The organism is Pantoea sp. PvP021, assembly GCF_054056055.1.
The window spans coordinates 1,570,771-1,590,163 of sequence record NZ_JBSRXX010000001.1; the positions used below are offsets into that span (position 1 = coordinate 1,570,771).

General features: G+C 58.2%; 16 protein-coding genes, 3 tRNA genes and 1 other RNA gene. 11 read left to right on the forward strand and 9 right to left on the reverse strand.

What is annotated here, in order from left to right; all coding sequences use genetic code 11:
• Positions 1–50: 50 nt before the first annotated feature.
• The 6 genes from modE (at position 51) to gpmA (ending at position 6,736) form a co-directional block, all read left to right on the forward strand.
• Positions 51–833 (forward strand): molybdenum-dependent transcriptional regulator, encoded by a 783-nt coding sequence (gene modE, locus ACVKSX_RS07245; protein ID WP_354438509.1) that lies wholly within the window; start codon positions 51–53, stop codon positions 831–833.
• 69 nt (positions 834–902) lie between these two features.
• Positions 903–2,375, forward strand: a complete 1,473-nt coding sequence (gene modF / locus ACVKSX_RS07250; protein WP_157351717.1) for a molybdate ABC transporter ATP-binding protein ModF — start codon at positions 903–905, stop codon at positions 2,373–2,375.
• A 237-nt stretch (positions 2,376–2,612) separates the two neighbouring features.
• Positions 2,613–3,659 carry a galactose-1-phosphate uridylyltransferase gene (galT, locus tag ACVKSX_RS07255; RefSeq protein ID WP_022626027.1) on the forward strand — a complete coding sequence of 349 codons (1,047 nt, stop codon included), beginning with the start codon at positions 2,613–2,615 and terminating at the stop codon, positions 3,657–3,659.
• On the forward strand, positions 3,656–4,804 hold the full coding sequence (galK, locus tag ACVKSX_RS07260; RefSeq protein WP_033771167.1) for a galactokinase: 1,149 nt from the start codon (positions 3,656–3,658) through the stop codon (positions 4,802–4,804). Before galT ends, galK begins: the two co-directional genes overlap by 4 nt.
• A complete protein-coding gene (galM, locus tag ACVKSX_RS07265; protein WP_163799244.1) occupies positions 4,798–5,832 on the forward strand; it encodes a galactose-1-epimerase in 1,035 nt (344 codons plus the stop codon). Before galK ends, galM begins: the two co-directional genes overlap by 7 nt.
• Before the next feature lie 151 nt (positions 5,833–5,983).
• Positions 5,984–6,736 (forward strand): 2,3-diphosphoglycerate-dependent phosphoglycerate mutase, encoded by a 753-nt coding sequence (gpmA, locus tag ACVKSX_RS07270; RefSeq protein WP_003851893.1) that lies wholly within the window; start codon positions 5,984–5,986, stop codon positions 6,734–6,736.
• Between the two features lie 203 nt (positions 6,737–6,939).
• Here gpmA and aroG read toward each other — a convergent pair whose 3' ends face one another.
• Positions 6,940–7,992 (reverse strand): 3-deoxy-7-phosphoheptulonate synthase AroG, encoded by a 1,053-nt coding sequence (gene aroG / locus ACVKSX_RS07275; RefSeq protein ID WP_010669658.1) that lies wholly within the window; start codon positions 7,990–7,992, stop codon positions 6,940–6,942.
• Positions 7,993–8,279: 287 nt separating this feature from the next.
• On the opposite strand from aroG, the gene ACVKSX_RS07280 reads away from it, so the two are divergent.
• From ACVKSX_RS07280 to zitB, 4 genes are all read left to right on the forward strand, one after another.
• Positions 8,280–8,648 carry a YbgS-like family protein gene (locus tag ACVKSX_RS07280; RefSeq protein WP_022626030.1) on the forward strand — a complete coding sequence of 123 codons (369 nt, stop codon included), beginning with the start codon at positions 8,280–8,282 and terminating at the stop codon, positions 8,646–8,648.
• A 98-nt stretch (positions 8,649–8,746) separates the two neighbouring features.
• Positions 8,747–9,328: a response regulator transcription factor gene (locus ACVKSX_RS07285; RefSeq protein ID WP_033756983.1), complete on the forward strand. Its 582-nt coding sequence runs from the start codon at positions 8,747–8,749 to the stop codon at positions 9,326–9,328.
• Between the two features lie 14 nt (positions 9,329–9,342).
• Positions 9,343–12,387, forward strand: a complete 3,045-nt coding sequence (locus ACVKSX_RS07290; RefSeq protein ID WP_354438559.1) for a hybrid sensor histidine kinase/response regulator — start codon at positions 9,343–9,345, stop codon at positions 12,385–12,387.
• Entirely contained in the window at positions 12,365–13,348 is a 984-nt protein-coding gene (gene zitB / locus ACVKSX_RS07295; protein ID WP_124889785.1) for a CDF family zinc transporter ZitB, read from the forward strand. Before ACVKSX_RS07290 ends, zitB begins: the two co-directional genes overlap by 23 nt.
• Here the strand turns inward: zitB and pnuC are convergent.
• The 3 genes from pnuC to ACVKSX_RS07310 form a co-directional block, all read right to left on the reverse strand.
• Positions 13,342–14,064: a nicotinamide riboside transporter PnuC gene (gene pnuC, locus ACVKSX_RS07300; protein ID WP_033785474.1), complete on the reverse strand. Its 723-nt coding sequence runs from the start codon at positions 14,062–14,064 to the stop codon at positions 13,342–13,344. The two genes, zitB and pnuC, sit on opposite strands and share 7 nt — an antisense overlap.
• A 24-nt stretch (positions 14,065–14,088) precedes the next feature.
• A complete protein-coding gene (gene nadA / locus ACVKSX_RS07305; RefSeq protein ID WP_022626034.1) occupies positions 14,089–15,150 on the reverse strand; it encodes a quinolinate synthase NadA in 1,062 nt (353 codons plus the stop codon).
• A 126-nt stretch (positions 15,151–15,276) separates the two neighbouring features.
• Positions 15,277–15,819: a methylated-DNA--[protein]-cysteine S-methyltransferase gene (locus ACVKSX_RS07310; RefSeq protein ID WP_346441175.1), complete on the reverse strand. Its 543-nt coding sequence runs from the start codon at positions 15,817–15,819 to the stop codon at positions 15,277–15,279.
• A gap of 158 nt (positions 15,820–15,977) precedes the next feature.
• Between ACVKSX_RS07310 and ACVKSX_RS07315 the strand changes: the two genes are divergently transcribed.
• Entirely contained in the window at positions 15,978–17,453 is a 1,476-nt protein-coding gene (locus ACVKSX_RS07315; RefSeq protein ID WP_022626036.1) for an AlkA N-terminal domain-containing protein, read from the forward strand.
• A 454-nt stretch (positions 17,454–17,907) separates the two neighbouring features.
• On the opposite strand, the gene ACVKSX_RS07320 is transcribed toward ACVKSX_RS07315, so the two are convergent.
• The 5 genes from ACVKSX_RS07320 to cpoB form a co-directional block, all read right to left on the reverse strand.
• Positions 17,908–18,041, reverse strand: a non-coding RNA gene (locus ACVKSX_RS07320) — RtT sRNA.
• Positions 18,042–18,084: 43 nt separating this feature from the next.
• Positions 18,085–18,160: transfer RNA gene (locus ACVKSX_RS07325), tRNA-Lys, on the reverse strand.
• A 46-nt stretch (positions 18,161–18,206) separates the two neighbouring features.
• A tRNA-Lys gene (locus ACVKSX_RS07330) sits at positions 18,207–18,282 on the reverse strand.
• Positions 18,283–18,352: 70 nt separating this feature from the next.
• A tRNA-Lys gene (locus ACVKSX_RS07335) sits at positions 18,353–18,428 on the reverse strand.
• 164 nt (positions 18,429–18,592) lie between these two features.
• The gene (gene cpoB, locus ACVKSX_RS07340; protein WP_010260773.1) at positions 18,593–19,387 is read right to left on the reverse strand and encodes a cell division protein CpoB; all 795 of its coding nucleotides are present in this window, start codon (positions 19,385–19,387) and stop codon (positions 18,593–18,595) included.
• Between the last annotated feature and the right edge of the window lie 6 nt (positions 19,388–19,393).

The following is a 19,393-nucleotide window of genomic DNA, read 5'->3' on the forward strand; positions in this document are numbered from 1 at the left end:
CAAAACGCCGCTATCATCGGCCTTCGCCTTAACCCTTTGCCGGAGCTGTCATGGAAGCCGAACTGTCCCTTCATATCCGTTTACAACAGAAACTGTTTGCCGATCCGCGACGTATTGAGCTGCTGAAACGCGTACAGCAGACCGGGTCGATCAGTCAGGGTGCGAAGCTGGCCGGTATCAGCTACAAAAGTGCCTGGGATGCGATTAATGAGATGAACCAGATGGCGGATGAAACGCTGGTGGAGCGGGCCACCGGTGGCAAAGGCGGCGGCGGTGCAACGCTCACCCGCTACGGTGAACGCCTGATTCAGCTGTTCCAACTGATGGAGCAGATCCAGCAGAAAGCCTTTGATGCGCTGCAGCAGGATACGTTACCGCTCGACAGTCTGCTGGCGGCCATCGCCCGTTTCTCTCTGCAGACCAGCGCCCGTAACCAGCTGTTTGGCACTGTCGTCAGTAACGATGCGCAGCAGGTGGTCCAGCATCTGCTGATTCAACTGGCCGATGGCGTCACGCAGCTTAATGTGGCGCTGACCCAGCGCAGCGCCGATCGCCTGCAACTGGCCGCCGGTAAAGAGGTGCTGGTGCTGATCAAGGCGCCGTGGATCCGCATCAGTCGTGACGCCGCACAGGATGACAATCAGCTGGCAGCGACGGTCAGTGCCATCGAACCCGGCGAGCAGATGAGTGAAGTGCTGATGAAGCTCGCCAGCGGCGAAACCCTGTGCGCGACCCTGAGCAAAGATCAGCTGCAGCAACTTAGGCTGCAGCCCGGCGACGCCGTGATCGCCAGTTTCAATGCGGAACACGCCATCGTCGCCACCCTGCTCTAGCCGTTGATTTGACTTCATTACGGGCAATGGTTACAACTCAGTGACACGATGCAAAAAATGGAACAGAACATGGCTTCATTGCACATTTCGCAAGGCACATTTCGTCTTAGCGATACCCGGATACTGAGCCTGAATCAGGTGGAACTGCAGCGCGGCGAAAGCTGGGCGTTTGTCGGAGCCAACGGCAGCGGCAAATCATCACTGGCGCGCGCACTCTCTGGAGAACTGCCGCCGCTGGCCGGTTCAGTCAGCAGCGACTTCAGACGGCCGGTCCGGCTGTCGCTGGAGCAGCTACAAACCCTGGTGGCGCAGGAGTGGCAGCGCAACAACACCGATATGCTCAGCGAAGGTGAAGAGGATACCGGCCTGACCGTGGCAGAGGTGATTCAGGCGGAGGTGCAGCAGCCCGAGCGCTGCGAGCAGCTGGCACAGCAGTTCGGCATCGAAGCGCTGCTTTCACGCCGCTTCAAATATCTCTCTACCGGCGAAACCCGCAAAACACTGCTCTGTCAGGCATTGATGAACCAGCCCGATTTGCTGATTCTGGATGAACCGTTTGACGGGCTGGATGTGGCGTCGCGCGCCAGCCTGACCGACACGCTGCGCGGCCTGCAGCAACCGACATTTACCCTGGTGCTGGTGCTCAATCGCTTTGACGATATTCCCGATTTCATTCAGCAGGTTGGCGTGCTGGCGGAGTGCACCCTCACCCACAGCGGGCCACGCCAGGCCATTTTAACGGAAGCGCTGGTGGCGCAGTTGGCACACAGTGAACAGCTGATGGGAATGGCGTTACCTGAGGCGGATGCGCCGGATCAGCTGCCATCGCTGGCGGATGATGCGCCGCGCGTTATCCTGCGCAACGGCACCGTCTCGTATAACGATAAGCCAGTAATTCAGGGGCTGAACTGGCAGGTCAACGCCGGCGAGCACTGGCAGATTACCGGCCCGAACGGCGCCGGAAAATCGACCCTGCTCAGCCTGGTGACCGGCGATCATCCTCAGGGCTACAGCAATGATTTAACCCTGTTTGGCCGCCGTCGCGGCAGTGGTGAAACCATCTGGGATATCAAGCAGCATATTGGCTATGTCAGCAGCAGCCTGCATCTCGATTACCGCGTCAGCACCAATGTGCGCACGGTGATCCTGTCGGGCTTCTTCGACTCTATTGGTCTCTATCAGGCGGCTTCTGACCGGCAAAAAGCGCTGGCGCAGCAGTGGCTGGCACTGCTGGGGATGGATAACGGACAGGCCGATGCGCCGTTCCACTCGCTCTCATGGGGACAGCAGCGGCTGGTGCTGATTGCCCGCGCGCTGGTTAAGCATCCGACGCTGCTGATACTGGATGAGCCACTACAGGGGCTCGACCCGATTAACCGCCAGCTGGTGCGGCGCTTTGTCGATGTGCTGATTGGCGAGGGACGGACTCAGCTGCTGTTTGTTTCGCATCACGCGGAAGATGCGCCCGCCTGCATTACACATCGCCTGAGCTTTATCGCCCATGACGGCGGCTATCACTATCAGCAGGAAACCCTGCACTAAGGCTCATGTAACGCGTCACCCCACGCCGCTGCTGCGGCGTTTTAAAGCGCCCTTGTGTAAGCGCTACCATTCCCTATCACCTTTCACGCTATACATCCGCACACAATGCCACGAAATAAGAATATTCAGCTTGTGTAAACGATACCATTTATCCAGACTTGATCACGCTTTCGGGCGCGCTGATGTGCTACTTTTTACCAATGCCTCTTTGGCTTTTGACGCTTACCAGGATCTAACATGGAAAAATTCAACCCGGTCGATCACCCGCATCGCCGTTACAATCCACTGATTGATCAATGGATTTTAGTTTCACCTCATCGGGCCAAACGTCCGTGGCAAGGCGCGCAGGAAACCCCGGCGGTCAATACGTTACCGGCGCACGATCCGGACTGCTTCCTGTGTGCCGGAAACACCCGCATCACCGGCGACAAAAACCCGGACTATTCGGGCACCTACGTCTTTACCAATGACTTTGCTGCGCTGATGACCGACACGCCAGACGCGCCCGAGAGCGACGATATCCTGATGCGTTGTGAAAGCGCACGCGGCACCAGTCGGGTCATCTGCTTCTCGCCCGATCACAGCAAAACCCTGCCAGAGATGTCGCTGAACGCACTGGAAGAGGTGGTGCGTACCTGGCAGGCAGAGACCGCCGATCTGGGTCAGCACTATCCGTGGGTGCAGGTGTTTGAGAACAAAGGCGCGGCTATGGGCTGCTCCAACCCGCATCCCCATGGTCAGATCTGGGCCAACAGCTTCCTGCCGAATGAAGCGCAGCGTGAAGATGATCATCAGCGCGACTATTTCGCTAAACATGGCTCGCCGATGCTGGTCGATTATCTGGCTCGCGAACAGCAGGATGGCAGCCGCACCGTGGTGGAAACCGATCACTGGCTGGCGGTGGTGCCGTGGTGGGCCGCCTGGCCGTTTGAAACCCTGCTGCTGCCGAAAGCGCACGTCAAACGAATTACCGACCTCAATGAGGCGCAGCGTACCGACCTGGCGCTGGCGCTGAAGCTGCTGACCAGCCGCTACGACAACCTGTTCCAGTGCTCATTCCCCTACTCCATGGGCTGGCATGGCGCGCCGTTTAACGGCGAAGCCAACGATCACTGGCAGTTGCATGCTCACTTCTATCCGCCGCTGCTGCGCTCAGCAACGGTGCGTAAATTTATGGTTGGCTATGAAATGCTGGCCGAAACCCAACGCGATTTAACGGCGGAACAGGCGGCGGAACGTCTGCGTTCTGTCAGCGACGTTCACTTCCGTGAGGCACAACAATGAGCTTAAAAACCATCACGCAGCAGCTTTTCTCTGACACCTTCGGTTACGCCGCTACGCATACCATTCAGGCACCGGGCCGCGTTAACCTGATTGGCGAGCATACCGACTATAACGACGGCTTCGTGCTGCCGTGCGCCATCGATTACCAGACGGTGATTGCCTGTGCCCGCCGTGACGATCGCCAGATTCGGGTGGTCGCGGCGGATTATGAAAATGCGCAGGACACATTCTCTCTCGATGAAGAGATCGTCAGCCTGCAGGAACCGATGTGGGCCAACTATGTGCGCGGCGTGGTGAAACATCTGCAGCAGCGACATGCCGATTTCGGCGGTATCGATATGGTGATCAGCGGCAACGTGCCTCAGGGCGCGGGCCTCAGCTCATCTGCGTCGCTGGAAGTGGCGGTCGGCACCGTGGTGCAGCAGCTCTATAATCTGCCGCTGGATGGCGCCGCCATTGCCGTGAATGGTCAGGAAGCGGAAAACCAGTTCGTCGGCTGTAACTGCGGCATCATGGACCAGTTGATCTCCGCGCTGGGCCGGAAAGATCACGCCATGCTGCTCGACTGCCGCACGCTGGGCACGCGTCCGGTGTCGATGCCGGAAGATATCGCGGTGGTGATCATCAACTCCAACTTCCGTCGTACCCTGGTTGGCAGCGAATACAACACGCGTCGTGAGCAGTGTGAAGCGGGCGCGCGTTTCTTCAATAAGAAGGCACTGCGTGACGTTGAACTGGTCGAGTTTGAAGCGGCACAGGCGCAGCTCGACCCGCAGGTGGCAAAACGCGTGCGTCACGTTCTGACCGAGAACGCCCGCACCCTGGAAGCAGCCGATGCGCTGACGCAGGGCGACCTGACCCGTATGGGCCAGCTGATGGCCGAATCTCACGCCTCGATGCGTGACGACTTCGAGATCACCGTGCCACCGATCGATACCCTGGTAGAGATCGTGAAAGCGCAGATCGGTGAGCGCGGCGGCGTGCGTATGACCGGCGGCGGCTTTGGTGGCTGTATCGTCGCGCTGATGCCACTGGATCTGGTCGATCAGGTCAAAGCCGCCGTAGCGGAGCAGTATGAAGCAGCAACCGGCATCAAAGAGACCTTCTACGTCTGCAAAGCCTCTGAAGGAGCTGGCCAATGCTGAACGACGTCAACTCCCATGCGCCCGACGGTCAGCCGTGGCGCATAACGGTGCTGCGCAATGCCAACGGCATGCTGGCAACCTTTATGGACTGGGGCGCGACCTGGCTCTCCGCCCGCGTGCCGATGCAGGATGGCACGGTGCGTGAAGCGCTGCTCGGCTGCACCACGCCCTCTGACTATCTGCATCAGGATGCCTATCTGGGCGCGACGGTCGGCCGCTACGCTAACCGCATCGCCGGGGCAAAACTGAATAAACTGAACCGCCAGCTGGTGCCGAACCAGGGCGCACATCAGCTGCATGGCGGACCGGAAGGCTTTGATAAGCGCCGCTGGCAGATTGTCAGCCAGTCTGACAGCGAGGTGCACTACCGCATTGATTCGCCCGATGGCGATCAGGGCTATCCCGGCAATCTGATTGCCGATCTGCGCTATCAGCTGGATGACCAGAACTGCCTGAGCATTAGCTATGAAGCGCGCTGCGATCAGCCCTGCCCGGTCAATCTGACTAACCACGCCTACTTTAACCTTGATGCGCATCATGGCGACGCCCGCCAGCATCGCTTACAACTGCACGCCGACCATTATCTGCCGGTCGACAGCGAAGGCATCCCGAATGCGCCGCTGAAAGAGGTTGTCGGAACCAGTTTTGATTTCCGCGAGGCCAAAGTCGTGGCACAGGAGTTTCTGGCAGACGACGACCAGCGAGCGGTGAAGGGCTATGACCATGCGTTTCTGCTCAACAGCGCAGGCGACGACACTCAGCCTGCGGCAGAACTCTGGTCGGAAGATGGCAGACTGCAGCTCAGCGTGACCACTTCGGCACCGGCGTTGCAGTTCTACTCCGGCAACTACCTGGCGGGCACCCGTGCCCGTGAACAGGCGAGCTATACTGCATTTCAGGGTATTGCGCTGGAGAGCGAATTTTTACCGGATTCGCCTAATCATGATGAATGGCCTCAGCCTGATTGCTGGCTGCAGCCGGGAGATCGCTGGGAATCCGTGACGCGTTATCGCTTCACGCCACGCTGAGCCTCCGGCTGAAAAACGCGCAGTGCGTCACACACAGGCTTACGCGCTGCCCGCTTTTCCGTTATGGTATGGCGCAATCAGCTCGCGTGTCAGGCGGGCAGCAGCAGGTTTCCAATCTCACAGAAACATCACAGTATTAAGGAGTTAAGCTATGGCTGTAACTAAGCTGGTTCTGGTGCGACACGGCGAAAGCCAGTGGAACAACGAAAACCGCTTTACCGGTTGGTATGATGTTGACCTTTCTGAGAAAGGTCGTGGCGAAGCCAAATCAGCAGGTCAGCTGCTGAAAAAAGAGGGCTTTGTTTTCGATTTCGCTTACACCTCAGTACTGAAGCGTGCCATTCACACGCTGTGGAATGTGCTGGATGAGCTGGATCAGGCCTGGCTGCCGGTTGAGAAAACCTGGCGTCTGAACGAGCGTCACTACGGTGCGCTGCAGGGTCTGGATAAAGCGGAAACCGCTGCCAAATATGGTGATGAGCAGGTTAAGCAGTGGCGTCGCGGCTTTGCCGTTACTCCGCCAGAGCTGGATCGTTCAGATGAGCGCTTCCCGGGCCATGATCCGCGTTACGCGAAACTGACCCCAGAGCAGCTGCCAACCACCGAAAGCCTGGCGCTGACCATCGACCGCGTTATCCCTTACTGGAACGACACCATTCTGCCGCGCATCAAAAGCGGTGAGAAAGTGATCATTGCCGCACACGGCAACTCACTGCGTGCGCTGGTGAAATATCTGGATAACCTGAGCGAAGATGAAATCCTCGAACTGAACATCCCTACCGGCGTACCGCTGGTCTATGAGTTCGATGAAAACTTCAAACCGCTGAAACGCTACTACCTGGGCGACCAGGACGAGATTGCCGCGAAAGCTGCAGCCGTTGCGAATCAGGGTAAAGCGAAGTAATTTCTCGCTGAAATGCAAAAAGGCCAGACGAAAGTCTGGCCTTTTTTTATTGGGCTGCGCGCACGGACGCTGTGCACTGTGTTCGTTGTCAGAATAAAGAGATCAATGAGCCAGGCAACAACTGATTGGCTCAAAGCGCAGGGAATACGGTCAGAGGCACAATCCTCAACGCGAACCGGGTCAGACCTTGTCAGTTATCCCACTCAACCGCGGCGCTGTTTAACCGCTGCTGCCAGCTGACGCAGCACCTTGTCGGTATCTTCCCAGCCGATACAGGCGTCGGTGACGCTTTTGCCATAGACCAGCGGCTCGCCGCTCTCCAGGCTCTGGTTGCCCTCCACCAGATGACTCTCAATCATCACACCGACAATCGCCTGCTCACCATTAATCAGCTGCTGTGAGACATCGTCTGCCACAACCATCTGACGCTGGAACTGCTTGCTGCTGTTGGCGTGGCTGAAATCGATCATCACCTGCTGTGGCAGACCCGCTTTTGCCAGGCCCTCTTTGACCTCTGCAACATGCTGCGCACTATAGTTCGGCTCTTTGCCGCCGCGCAGAATGATATGGCAGTCACCGTTGCCGCTGGTTTCCACAATGGCGGAGTGACCATACTTCGTCACAGACAGGAAACAGTGCGGCGATCCCGCCGCGTTGATGGCATCGATCGCCACCTTAATGGTGCCATCGGTGCCGTTTTTGAAGCCGACCGGACAGGAGAGACCGGACGCCAGCTCACGGTGTACCTGGGATTCCGTGGTGCGCGCGCCAATCGCGCCCCAGCTCATCAGGTCAGCCACATATTGCGGGGTAATCATATCCAGAAACTCGCCCGCCGCCGGTAAGCCGCTGTCGTTAATATCCAGCAGCAGTTTACGCGCCAGACGCAGACCGTCGTTGAGCTGGTAGCTGTTATCCATGTAGGGATCGTTGATCAGCCCTTTCCAGCCCACCGTGGTGCGCGGCTTTTCAAAATAGACCCGCATCACCACTTCCAGCTCGCCTTTCAGCTCATCACGCAGCGCCAGCAGGCGGTCGGCATACTCTTTTGCCGCTTCAGTGTCATGAATTGAGCAGGGGCCGATCACCACCAGCAGGCGATCGTCCTTGCCCTGCAGGATCTGATGAATCGCCTGACGGGCCTGTGAAACGGTCTGTGCAGCACGATCGGTCGCCGGGAATTTTTCGAGCAGCGCAACCGGAGGTAACAGCTCTTTAATCTCTTTGATGCGTAAGTCATCGTTCTGGTAATTCATACTGATTCCATATTATTTCTGGCCCGGCGCCCGCCGGACACAACCTGCCCAATGTAGCCCGAAGCGCCTGGGGTGTAAATTCCCGCTGCGGGTTAAATGTGCGGGTGATATTTGCATTAATCAGGTTAGCGACTAGACTTTTTAATGGTAAGCACTGAGGAACGTCCCGCTTACAAAATTAAATCACCCTGTTTAAGCCAACCGGCGAATTATATTTCGTCAGGGATTTTCTTACCCGAAATTGCACCTCTGGGCTTAAAGCATCTTCATTTATTAACGGGAGCATAATGATGAAAAAGTTTGCCTTACTCTTTTTGACAGCAGCAATGACACTGAGCAGCGGTGCGGTACTGGCTGCAGACAGCAGCAGCAATAACGGTACATCGAATCAGGCAGCCAGTGCAGGTGCAGCAGCGGGCGGAGCGAAAGAGAATCTGCCGCCAAATAATGTCGATAACAGCAAAATTAATAACACTGGCAACGATACCAATCCTGCAACGTCTGGCAGCACCACCAGCCATGGTAATATGTCTGCTAACGAAATGGACCAGAACGCCCAGTGTAAAGATGGTAAATGTCCGAACATCAATAAAAAAGTTCAGACTAAAGTGGGCGGCGGTGACGTAGATACCAAAACCGACGGCACCACCCAGTAATTCTGTTTAGCCAGGAGAGCTGACGCTCTCCTGGTTTTTCTCCCCTCTGTCCCACTCTTCCGCTATGCTAATCCTGTGAATTTTACAGGAAATCCTTCATGGCCGTTTTGCTTCTGATTGACGATCATCCGCTGGTTGAAGTGGCACTTGAAGCCGCTCTGAGCCAGTCGCCTATTCCGGTTCAGCTCCTCTCTGCCAGCAGTGAAAAAGCCGCCCGTCCCCTGCTTCAGCAGCCACTGGACATCATCGTGCTGGATATTGGCCTGCCGGATAGCGATGGGCTGGAGTTCCTGCGTCGCCTGAAGATCCATCGCCCCGACTGTCCGGTATTGATCTACTCTGCTCAGCAGACCCGCCACTATGTGCGTCGTGCCCAGGCGCTGGGTGCCGCCGGTTATGTGGTGAAGAGCCAGCGCATGGCGCAGCTGCTTAGCGCTATCCTGGCGGTGCTGGGCGGTCAGACGGCGTTTCCGGTGATGGATGATGAGCCGGAACTCCCGCTGACCCAGAAAGAGCGTCAGATTCTGGCGCTGCTGGCCAGCGGCCTGTCCAATCTGCAAATCGCCGCCCAGCTGCACATCAGTAATAAAACGGTCAGCACCCATAAAAAGAACATTCTGGAAAAAACCGGCGCCCGTTCGGTGGTGGAACTGGCTGACCTGTGGAAGGCGCAGCAGTGAGAACTCTCCTGCTGATGCTGCTGTTGCTGTGCGGCTCCGTTCTGGCTGAGGTGCGTCCGGTGAGCAGCATCAATCTGCCGATGATGCTGCCGGTGACACACGCGGAAACCATGCAGGGCAAAATTCTGCGTGTTGGCCTGCTGGAAGAGAACCACGCCCCCTGGGCGATGCGCATCGGCAACGACCTGTATGGCATCAATGCTGACTATCTTTCCGCCCTGCGCCAGCTGACTGGCGCGCAGTTCAGCCTCAACCTCTACAGCGATCAGCCGCATCTGATGCAGGCGCTGAACAGCGGCCAGATCGATTTTGCGCTTGGCATGTGGATTTCTCCCCTGCCAGCCGGCGCGCTGAGCAGCGATAACTGGTACAGCAGCCCGCTTCGGGTCTACCGCAATCAGCAAAACCAGCGTGCCGTGATGTTTAACAGCCAGAATGCCCAACTGGCGATCAGCGAAAGCACGCTGGCACAACTGCCGCCTGCGCTGGCGGCCCGCCACAGCTGGCGACGCTACAGCAGTGATCTGCAAGCGCTCTATACCCTGCTGAATCAGCAGAATGATTATGTGGTGGCGGATGAGACCAGCGCCGGTTTTCTGCTGAGCCAGCTGCAACAGGGCCAGATTTATCAGATCGCCTCACACATCGAGGCCGGACAGCTCAACCTGCGCGCGGTCTCCCGCGATCCGGAGCTTATCAGCTGGATTAATCAGAGCCTGCGTCAGTTGCCAGCAGAACTGATGAACACGCTGCAGGCGCGCTGGAGCAGTACCCTGCCGCGCTATCAGGATACGCAGACCCTGATGCTCAGCCCCACTGAACGCGCCTGGATTGCCGATCATCCGCGTATTACTTACACCGCCGAACCGGACAACTATCCCTGGAGTTATCGCGATGCCAGCGGGACCGCCAGAGGCTATGGCGTGGATTTGCTGAAAGCGATAGCTCAGAGCACCGGCCTGCAGTTTGAACCGGTGTGGGTCAGCAATCCGCGTCAGGCGAACACGCTGATCGGTAAGCAGCAGGCGATGCTGCAGCTGATGCAGCCGCTGAACGGCGATGCGATGCAGAGCACCTCGCTGCCGGTGTGGCGCGCACTGTGGGGCATCTACAGCCTGCAGCCCGATACGCTGGCGCACTGGCGCGACCTGCGCGGCAAGCGGGTCGGCGTGTTGCAGGATGACCTGGCGCTGCGTCTGCTGCCTGCGGATCTGCAGCCGCAGCAGTTTGCCGATCGTAATAGCCTCTATGACGCGCTGGCAAAGGGGCAGATCGATGCGCTGGTGGATAACGTGCTCTCCGCCCGCTGGCGTATCGCCAGCCGCGATGATGCGCGCATCCATCTCGCCTTTGCCGCCAGCGACATCGCCTGGCCGATCGCGCTGGGTGTGACGCCTGACCAGCCGGTGCTGCGCACCCTGCTGGATCGCGCGCTGCAGCAGATCCCGGCTGACACACAGAGTCAGATGCGCGACAGCTGGTCAACCCCGCCACAGCCCGGCAGCGTGATGGTGATGCGTTCGCTGCCGATGATGGTGCTGGCGGTGGCAGGTGCGGCCATTGCGCTGCTGCTGTTGCTGCTGGCGCGCCGCTACTGGCAACAGCGCCGGGAGCGTCAGCAGCGTGAACAGGCTGAGCACGCCAATGCGATGAAGAGCCAGTTCCTGGCGACCGTCAGCCATGAGCTGCGCACGCCGATGCAGGCGATCCTCGGACTGCTGGAGCTGGAGAAGCAGCAGCACAGCAGCCAGAACCTGACGCTGCTGCACAGCAGTGCGCAGTCGCTGCTGACGTTGCTGAATGATCTGCAGGATCATGCGCGCATCGAGAGCAACAGTTTTACCCTGGCGCCCCGTCCGCTGGCGCTGGCGCAGTGGCTCAATCAGCAGCAGCACTTTTATCACCCGTTAATGCGCGAAGACGGCCCGCATCTGATCGTCGATGCGCTGACGCCGCTGCCTGATGCCGTGATGATCGATGCCGATCGCCTGCAGCAGGTGGTCAACAACCTGATGACCAATGCGCTGAAATTTACCCGCCACGGCGCGATTCGCCTGACGCTGGCCGCACAGCAACAACAGCTGATTCTGACGGTGAGCGACAGCGGCAGCGGTATTCCGCCAGAGGAACAGCAGAAGCTGTTTGATCCCTGGTATCAGGCACCGTCCGGTAAATCGGTTTCAGTGCAGGGCAGCGGCCTGGGGCTGTTTATCTGCCGGGAAATGGTGCAGCGGATGGGCGGCGACATCCGGCTCGCCTCTGAACCCGGTCACGGCACCCAGGTCACCGTGACGCTGCCACTGGCGGTCTGCGCACCAGCAAACCACGTGGATGAAACCGCCCTGCCCGACCTTCCACCGCTGCGGGTGGCGATTGTCGATGACCATCCGACCAATCTGCTGGTGATGCAGCAGCAGCTGTCGCGTTTTGCGATTCAGGCTGACATCTTTGAGCAGGGACGCGCGCTGCTGCAGGCCGATGCGCAGCAGCCTTATGACCTGCTGTTTATCGACCAGATGATGCCGCGGCCTGACGGCACACTGCTGTTGCGGATATTGCGGCGGCGTGACCGTCAGCGGAAGCGTCAGGCGATGCGGGTGCTCTGCTCCGCGGATGCCCAGCTGCTGTCACGACCGCTGGAGGCGCGGGAGCGGGTAATAATAAAACCGGTGCAGTTAGCCGATCTCAGCGCGCTGCTGGCAGAGTGGCAGGAAGATCCGCTGGCGGCGCTGGATGATAATCTGTGGCAACTGGCGCAGCAGAATGAGAAATTCCTCCGCCGTCTGAGCCAGACGCTGCACAACACGGTGACGCAGGATCTGGCCGTGATGCGCGAAGCACGCGAGCGCGAGGCGTGGATGCCGTTCGCCGAAGCGGCGCACCGGATGAAAGGAAGCTGGTTACTGGTGGGGCTGGAGCATGGCGCACAGCTCAGCCAGCAACTGGCGGAGCAGGCAAAACAGCATCAGGACACGTCTGAGACGTGGCAATTACTGATATTATTAGCAAACAGGTTACTGAAAAAACTGGAATCTTATGGCACATACCCACACTCATAGCGGGCAGGATAGTAATCGCACGCGTCTGGCGGCCGCCTTCGGGGTGACCGTTGTCTTTATGGTGGCTGAAGTGATTGGCGGCTGGCTCTCGGGTTCACTGGCGTTGCTGGCGGACGCCGGGCATATGCTGACCGATGCCGCAGCGCTGCTGATGGCGCTGCTGGCGGTGCAGTTCTCGCGCCGTAAACCCAATGCACGCCACACCTTTGGCCTGCTGCGTCTGACCACGCTGGCCGCATTTGTTAACGCCATTGCGCTGCTGGGCATTACCGCACTGATCGTCTGGGAGGCGGTGCGCCGCTTTGCCGACCCGCAACCGGTGACCGGCGGCCTGATGCTGGGGATTGCTATTGGCGGCCTGCTGGCCAATATTCTGTCGTTCTGGCTGCTGCATCACGGCAGCGAAGAGAAGAATCTCAACGTGCGGGCCGCGGCGCTGCATGTGATGGGCGACCTGCTTGGCTCGGTGGGTGCGATTGTCGCGGCGGTGATTATTATGCTGACCGGCTGGACCCCAATCGATCCGATTCTGTCGTTGCTGGTGTCACTGCTGGTGCTGCGCAGCGCCTGGGCGCTGCTGCGTGAGAGTCTGCAGGAGTTACTGGAAGGGGCGCCGCGTTCGCTGGATGTGAACCGGCTGATACGTGATCTCACCCTGAACATCGCAGAGGTGCGCAATGTTCACCATGTGCATCTGTGGCAGGTGGGCGAAAAGCCGCTGCTGACGCTGCATGCGCAGGTGATCCCGCCTTACGATCACGATGCGCTGCTGCATCGTATCCACGACTATCTGCGCCAGCACTATCAGATTGCGCATGCGACCGTGCAGATGGAGTATCAGCCCTGTGCCGGTGCCGAGTGTGAACTCGGCTTAAGCGGCGCTGCCGCCACCGGCCATGATCACAGCCATTCACACGACCATGAGCATGCTCACGCTAAAGGCGAAGCGCACACTCACTGAGCCGACAGCGCGCGGGAACCCTGTTGCCGCGCGCTGCGGATCCACATGCGCGAGCCGTTCAGCGCAATCAGCGTCAGAATCACATACTCCAGCGACATCGCATAGACGCCCTGACGGGCAAAAATCATCACGCTAATCACGTTGATGATGACCCACAGCAGCCAGTTCTCAACATATTTGCGCGTCATCAGCACCATCGCCGCAATCGACAACACCATCATGCAGGAGTCCCAGAACGGGAACGCATCCGGCTGCAGCGCGGGCATCGCCACCGACAGGCCAACGCCGTTCATCAGCGTGACGGCCGCACGGGTTAACAGCGCAAACACCGGATCGATATAGAGGGTCATCAGCGCAATCGCAATCACACAGCCCGCCGTCCAGGCCAGCGCCTTAGGCAGCGGCAGCCAGCGGATTTTCAGCGCCGCCTGATGATCGGAGGTTTGCCGACTCCAGGCGTACCAGCCGTAGATATTGGCGGCAAAAAAGAAGAGCTGCAGCAGCAGGCTGGCGTAGAGCTGGATCTGAAAGAAAATCACCGCAAACAGCGTGACGTTAATCAGGCCAAAGGGATAGTTGATGATTTTTTCCAGGCTGGCAAACCAGATGCAGAGTAAGCCCGCCAGCGTGCCGATAGCCTCAATCCATGAGAGATCGTAGCCTCCGGCACCCAGAGGAATGTGAACCAGAATATTATGTGTGCTGAAGAAGTCCATGCTGAGCACCTGTCCGGAAAACGCTTACGCGTTTCCCTTCACGTTGAGTTTAAGTTCCGCTGCAAAGGATAGCATGCGATTAAGCGGCAGTAACGCCGCCTCACGCAGCGTCTCATCCACCTGAATTTCATGTTCCACCCCACCCGACTCCAGCGCCTCTGCGATGGCTTTAAGGCCGTTCATCGCCATCCAGGGACAGTGAGCACAGCTGCGGCAGGTGGCACCTTCACCGGCGGTCGGCGCTTCAAGCAGCTCTTTATCCGGCACCGCCTGCTGCATTTTGTAGAAGATGCCGCGATCGGTCGCCACAATCATCTGCGGATGTGGCAGGGATTTGGCGGCCTGAATCAGCTGGCTGGTCGAGCCGACCGCATCGGCCAGATCGACAATCGCCTGCGGTGACTCAGGATGCACCAGCACTGCCGCGTCGGGATAGAGCGCTTTCATACGCTGCAGCGCCTGGGTTTTGAACTCGTCGTGCACAATGCACGCGCCCTGCCAGCAGAGCACGTCCGCGCCCGATTTTTGGGTAACGTAGCGGCCAAGATGGCGATCCGGCGCCCAGATAATTTTTTCGCCCAGACTGTCGAGGTGCTCAATCAACTCGACCGCAATGCTAGAAGTCACCACCCAGTCGGCCCGCGCTTTTACCGCCGCCGAGGTATTGGCGTAGACCACCACGGTGCGATCGGGATGGGCGTCGCAAAAGGCGTTAAACTCTTCAATCGGGCAGCCGAGATCCAGTGAGCACTCCGCCTGCAGCGTCGGCATCAGTACGGTTTTCTCCGGGCTGAGGATTTTGGCGGTTTCCCCCATAAAGCGCACGCCCGCCACCAGCAGTGTCGTCGCCGAATGGTTGCTGCCAAAGCGTGCCATCTCCAGCGAGTCGGAAACGCAGCCGCCTGTCTCTTCTGCCAGCGCCTGAATTTCCGGATCGGTGTAGTAGTGCGCCACCATCACCGCGTTTCGCGCCTTCAGCAGCGCTTTAATTTTCTCACGGTAGAACGCCTTCTCGTCGTCACTCAGGCGAGCGGGTTTGGGCGGAAAGGGATAAACGGCGCTTTCTGGATCGAACATCACACTCATGACACAGCTCTCGTTTTGTCTAATTAACGAAAATCGCCTGTTCCGGCGACTTATGGCGTAGAATCCGCCATCGTGTTTTATATGCTAAACAAGATAGCGGAAAAGCCTGGCTGTGTCGTGCGATATTTATTCTGTCTGCATCACAGCGCCGACCCTGCCGGGCTGCGTTTCATCTGCCAGTACCAGCGGTTTTTGCGGCGCTTCCAGTGCCAGCAGAAAGGCTTTGATATCCAGTCCGCCCGCAAAGCCGGTCAGCTTGCCGTTGGCTCCAATCACGCGGTGGCACGGTGCGACAATTGAGAGCGGATTACGCCCATTGGCCGCCCCGACGGCACGCACCGCCAGCGGATGGCCGATCTCCCGCGCAATCTGGCTGTAGCTGCGCGTCTCACCAAACGGGATAGCCACCAGCGCCTGCCAGACTTTTTTCTGAAACTCAGTGCCGACAAAATCGAGCGTCAGCTCAAAGCAGCGACGAGCACCGGTGAAGTATTCGCTGAGCTGACGCTCAGTTTCGATCAGAATGGGATGATCGTCATCGCGCGTTTGCGGCAAAAACCGGGTGCGTTTTGGATCGTCGTTTTCCCACAAAATACCCGCCAGGCCGCTATCGCTGGCGACCAGTTTCAGTTCACCCACCGGGGTGACTATCGGTTTGAAGTAGTACATGGTGATTCTCCCGTCACGGTTCTGTCGCCTATTATCGCACTTTTCATCAGCCTGACTGGCTGTTTTCGGTCATGGCGATAAACTGTTGTGCTGTCCGAAAACAGCCAGTCTGCCGGGATTCACCGGTGTAGGCTGCGCTTATTTACCGGAGAACTGCCATGCTCGATCCCGACATTGCCTATCAGGCGCTGACCTCTCGTGATACCCGCTTTGACGGCGTTTTCTTTGTTGGCGTGACCTCAACCGGTATCTATTGTCGTCCGGTCTGCCCGGTCAAAGCGCCGATGCAGAAGAACTGCCTTTTCTTCAGCAGCGCCGAAGCGGCGGAGAAAGCCCGCTTTCGCCCCTGCCTGCGCTGTCGGCCCGAACTGGCACCCGGTAATGCGCCGGTTGATCAGCCGCATCGTGTGGCAGAGCGGCTGGTTCAGCGTATCGAGGAAGGCATGCTGGAGGAACGTGAAGGACTGGAGGCGATTGCCGCTGAATTCGGTATCAGCCTGCGTCAGCTGCGCCGTATCGTGCAGCAGGAGCTGGGTGTCTCGCCGCTGGAACTGAAGCAGACGCGGCGCATGCTGCTGGCTAAACAGCTGCTGACCGAAACCCGGCTGCCGATTATTGACGTTGCCTATGCCAGCGGCTTTGGCAGCCTGCGGCGCTTTAATGATGTCTTCCAGGCGCGTTACCGCATGACGCCAGGCGCGCTGCGCAGGGACGATACGGGCACTCAGTGCGCGCAGCCCGGCGACCGCGTGACGCTGCGGCTGGCCTATCGCCCTCCCTACGACTGGGCGGCGATGCTCTGGTTTTTGCAGACGCATCTGATGAAAGAGGTCGAGGCGGTGGAAGATGGCAGCTGGCGACGCACTGTGGTGCTGGGTCGCTGCCGGGGCTGGGTTTCTGTTTCGCATCTGCCGCAAAAGAATGCGTTGCAGGTGACGCTCTCCACCTCGCTGACGCCGGTTCTGCCTCTGCTGCTGCGCCGTCTGCGCGATCTGTTCGATCTCGACGCACAGCCGCAGCGTATCGCCGCCTGTCTGGCGCAGGACCCACTGCTGGCACCCAGCCTGATCTCGCATCCGGGTCTGCGTGTGCCTGGCGCATTCGACGCCTTTGAGCTGGGCGTGCGCGCCATTATCGGCCAGCAGGTGACGGTCAAAGCGGCCACCACGGTCAGCAGCCGTTTTGCCGCCGCCTTTGGCGAACCCTGTGAGACGCCGTTCGCCGATCTGACCCGCTACACCGCCCATCCTGAACGCATCGCCGGACTGACGGTAGACGATGTCGCGCCGATGGGGATTGTCAGTGCCGCCCGCTCCCGCGCCATCATCGCCTTTGCAAATGCCTGCGCCAGCGGAGATTTGCGTCTCAGTGCCGCTCAGGCGCCAGACGAGGTCATCAAAAAACTGGTCAGCCTGCCGGGTATTGGTCCCTGGACCGCGCACTACATCGCGATGCGCGCCCTGCGCTGGCCGGATGCCTTTCCCAAAGAGGATATTGCCATCCGGAATAACCTGGGCGGCATGTCATCGAAAGAAGCGGAGGCGCGATCGCAGTCGTGGCGTCCCTGGCGCAGCTATGCAGTGATGCATATCTGGGAGAGCCTGGCAGTGGCAAAGGCAAAGAAAAAGCCGTGACGGTTGATGTAAGGATGCAGATAGTCTGCCCTGACCTGCATAGTCGGTATCGCAGAAACTAAAAATGCAGAGCCTCTTCCAGACTGCTTACAAACTCGCACCCGACTGAATCTGACCGCAACGAAAAAGCTCAACGCGCAGGGAACAGGGTCAGAAGAGGAAAGCGTCCCGCGCCTGGGACAAAAACGCCGGGAGCGTTTTTGAACAACGCAACGCGTTGGCCCGGCTACGGGCGCACCTCAGGGATGAGGTGCGTAATCGCGCGGGCCGAGCATGTCATGGATTGGCTTTGGCGTCTTTCCGATCTGACCCTGTTCTCTGCGCAGGCTCGATCTCACAGCGGAACGGGCCGGAGTTTGCTCACAACTTCAAAAACCAATCACGTTTTGCTTTGAAAAAGTAATCAGATACCGCAGAAACAAAAAAAGCGCCCTGAGGGCGCTTTTTTCTTAATTGGTGGGTCGTGCAGGATTGCCTCGGCCCATCCGGGGCCTCGCCCTTCGGGTGATGCTGTCGCATCAGCCTGAATCGCCTGGCGATTCAGTCGAACCTGCTGCAGGTTCTCACCCTGCACGGGGAACGCCGTGCCGCATAAACAAAAAAAGCGCCCTGAGGGCGCTTTTTTCTTAATTGGTGGGTCGTGCAGGATTCGAACCTGCGACCAATTGATTAAAAGTCAACTGCTCTACCAACTGAGCTAACGACCCGCTGGGGGCTTACAACCGTTCAACACGCCAGGCGGCTGAGATAAGATGGTGGGTCGTGCAGGATTCGAACCTGCGACCAATTGATTAAAAGTCAACTGCTCTACCAACTGAGCTAACGACCCATCTTAGGTTGTGAAGCAATGCTGAAGTGTTCTTCTTAAAACTGCGCGGTAAAAGCGCGTCTGAGGAAGATGGTGGGTCGTGCAGGATTCGAACCTGCGACCAATTGATTAAAAGTCAACTGCTCTACCAACTGAGCTAACGACCCATCTTCAGGCTTACCAGACACTTTGCAATGTGTCCCGGCAACGGCGGCATATATTACTGATTTAGCGGGGTAGCGCAACTCTTATTTCTGCTAAATGCTTCAGTTGCTTACCTTTCATACGGCAAGACCAGAAATCACACGATATCTGGCCTGAACCGTACAGATTACAGACTGGTCAGACGTTTTTGCGCCTGCTTAGCAGATTCGGTGTCTGGATAAAGTTTGATCACCTGCTGGAAGACCGCTTTAGCTTTCGCTGTGTCTTTTTTCTCCTGCATGATGACGCCCACTTTCAACAACGCTTCTGCAGCTTTCGGCGACTTCGGATAGTTTTTCACTACCGTGGCGTAATAGTAAGCCGCGTCGTCCTTTTTGCCTTTGTTATAGTTCAGCTGTCCCAGCCAGTAATTGGCGTTCGGCTGATAGGTCGAATCCGGGTAACGTTTTACCCACGCCTGGAGCGCGCTAATCGCCTGATCATACTGTTTCTTCTCCAGAATCAGCGCCACAGCCGCATTGTAATCGCTGTTAGCGTCACCGGTCTGAGCAGGTGCGCTATCCGTTGATGCTGCCGCGCCTGCGGTTGCTGCTGCGCCGGTATCCGCTGCGGCATTACTGCCCGCTGCCTGCTGACCGCCGCTGGTGCTGGCACTGCTCAGGCTGTCAATCTGCTGGTAAAGCTGCTTCTGCCGCTCAACCACCTGATTCAACTGATACGTGTTTTGCTGGATTTGCCCACGCAGCGCATCGATATCACGCTGGTTATCGCTCATCTGCTGCTGCAATTGCTGCATCAGCTGAGCCTGGGCATTAGAAATTCGTTCAAGAGTGGTGACACGGTCTTCGACCGAGCCGGAGCCAACGCTACTGATTGACGCTTGGGCATTAGCGGCCCAGGGGGCCGCTACGCCAATCAGTAACGACAGACTCAACAGGTGATGTCTGAAGTTACTAACCATGTGATT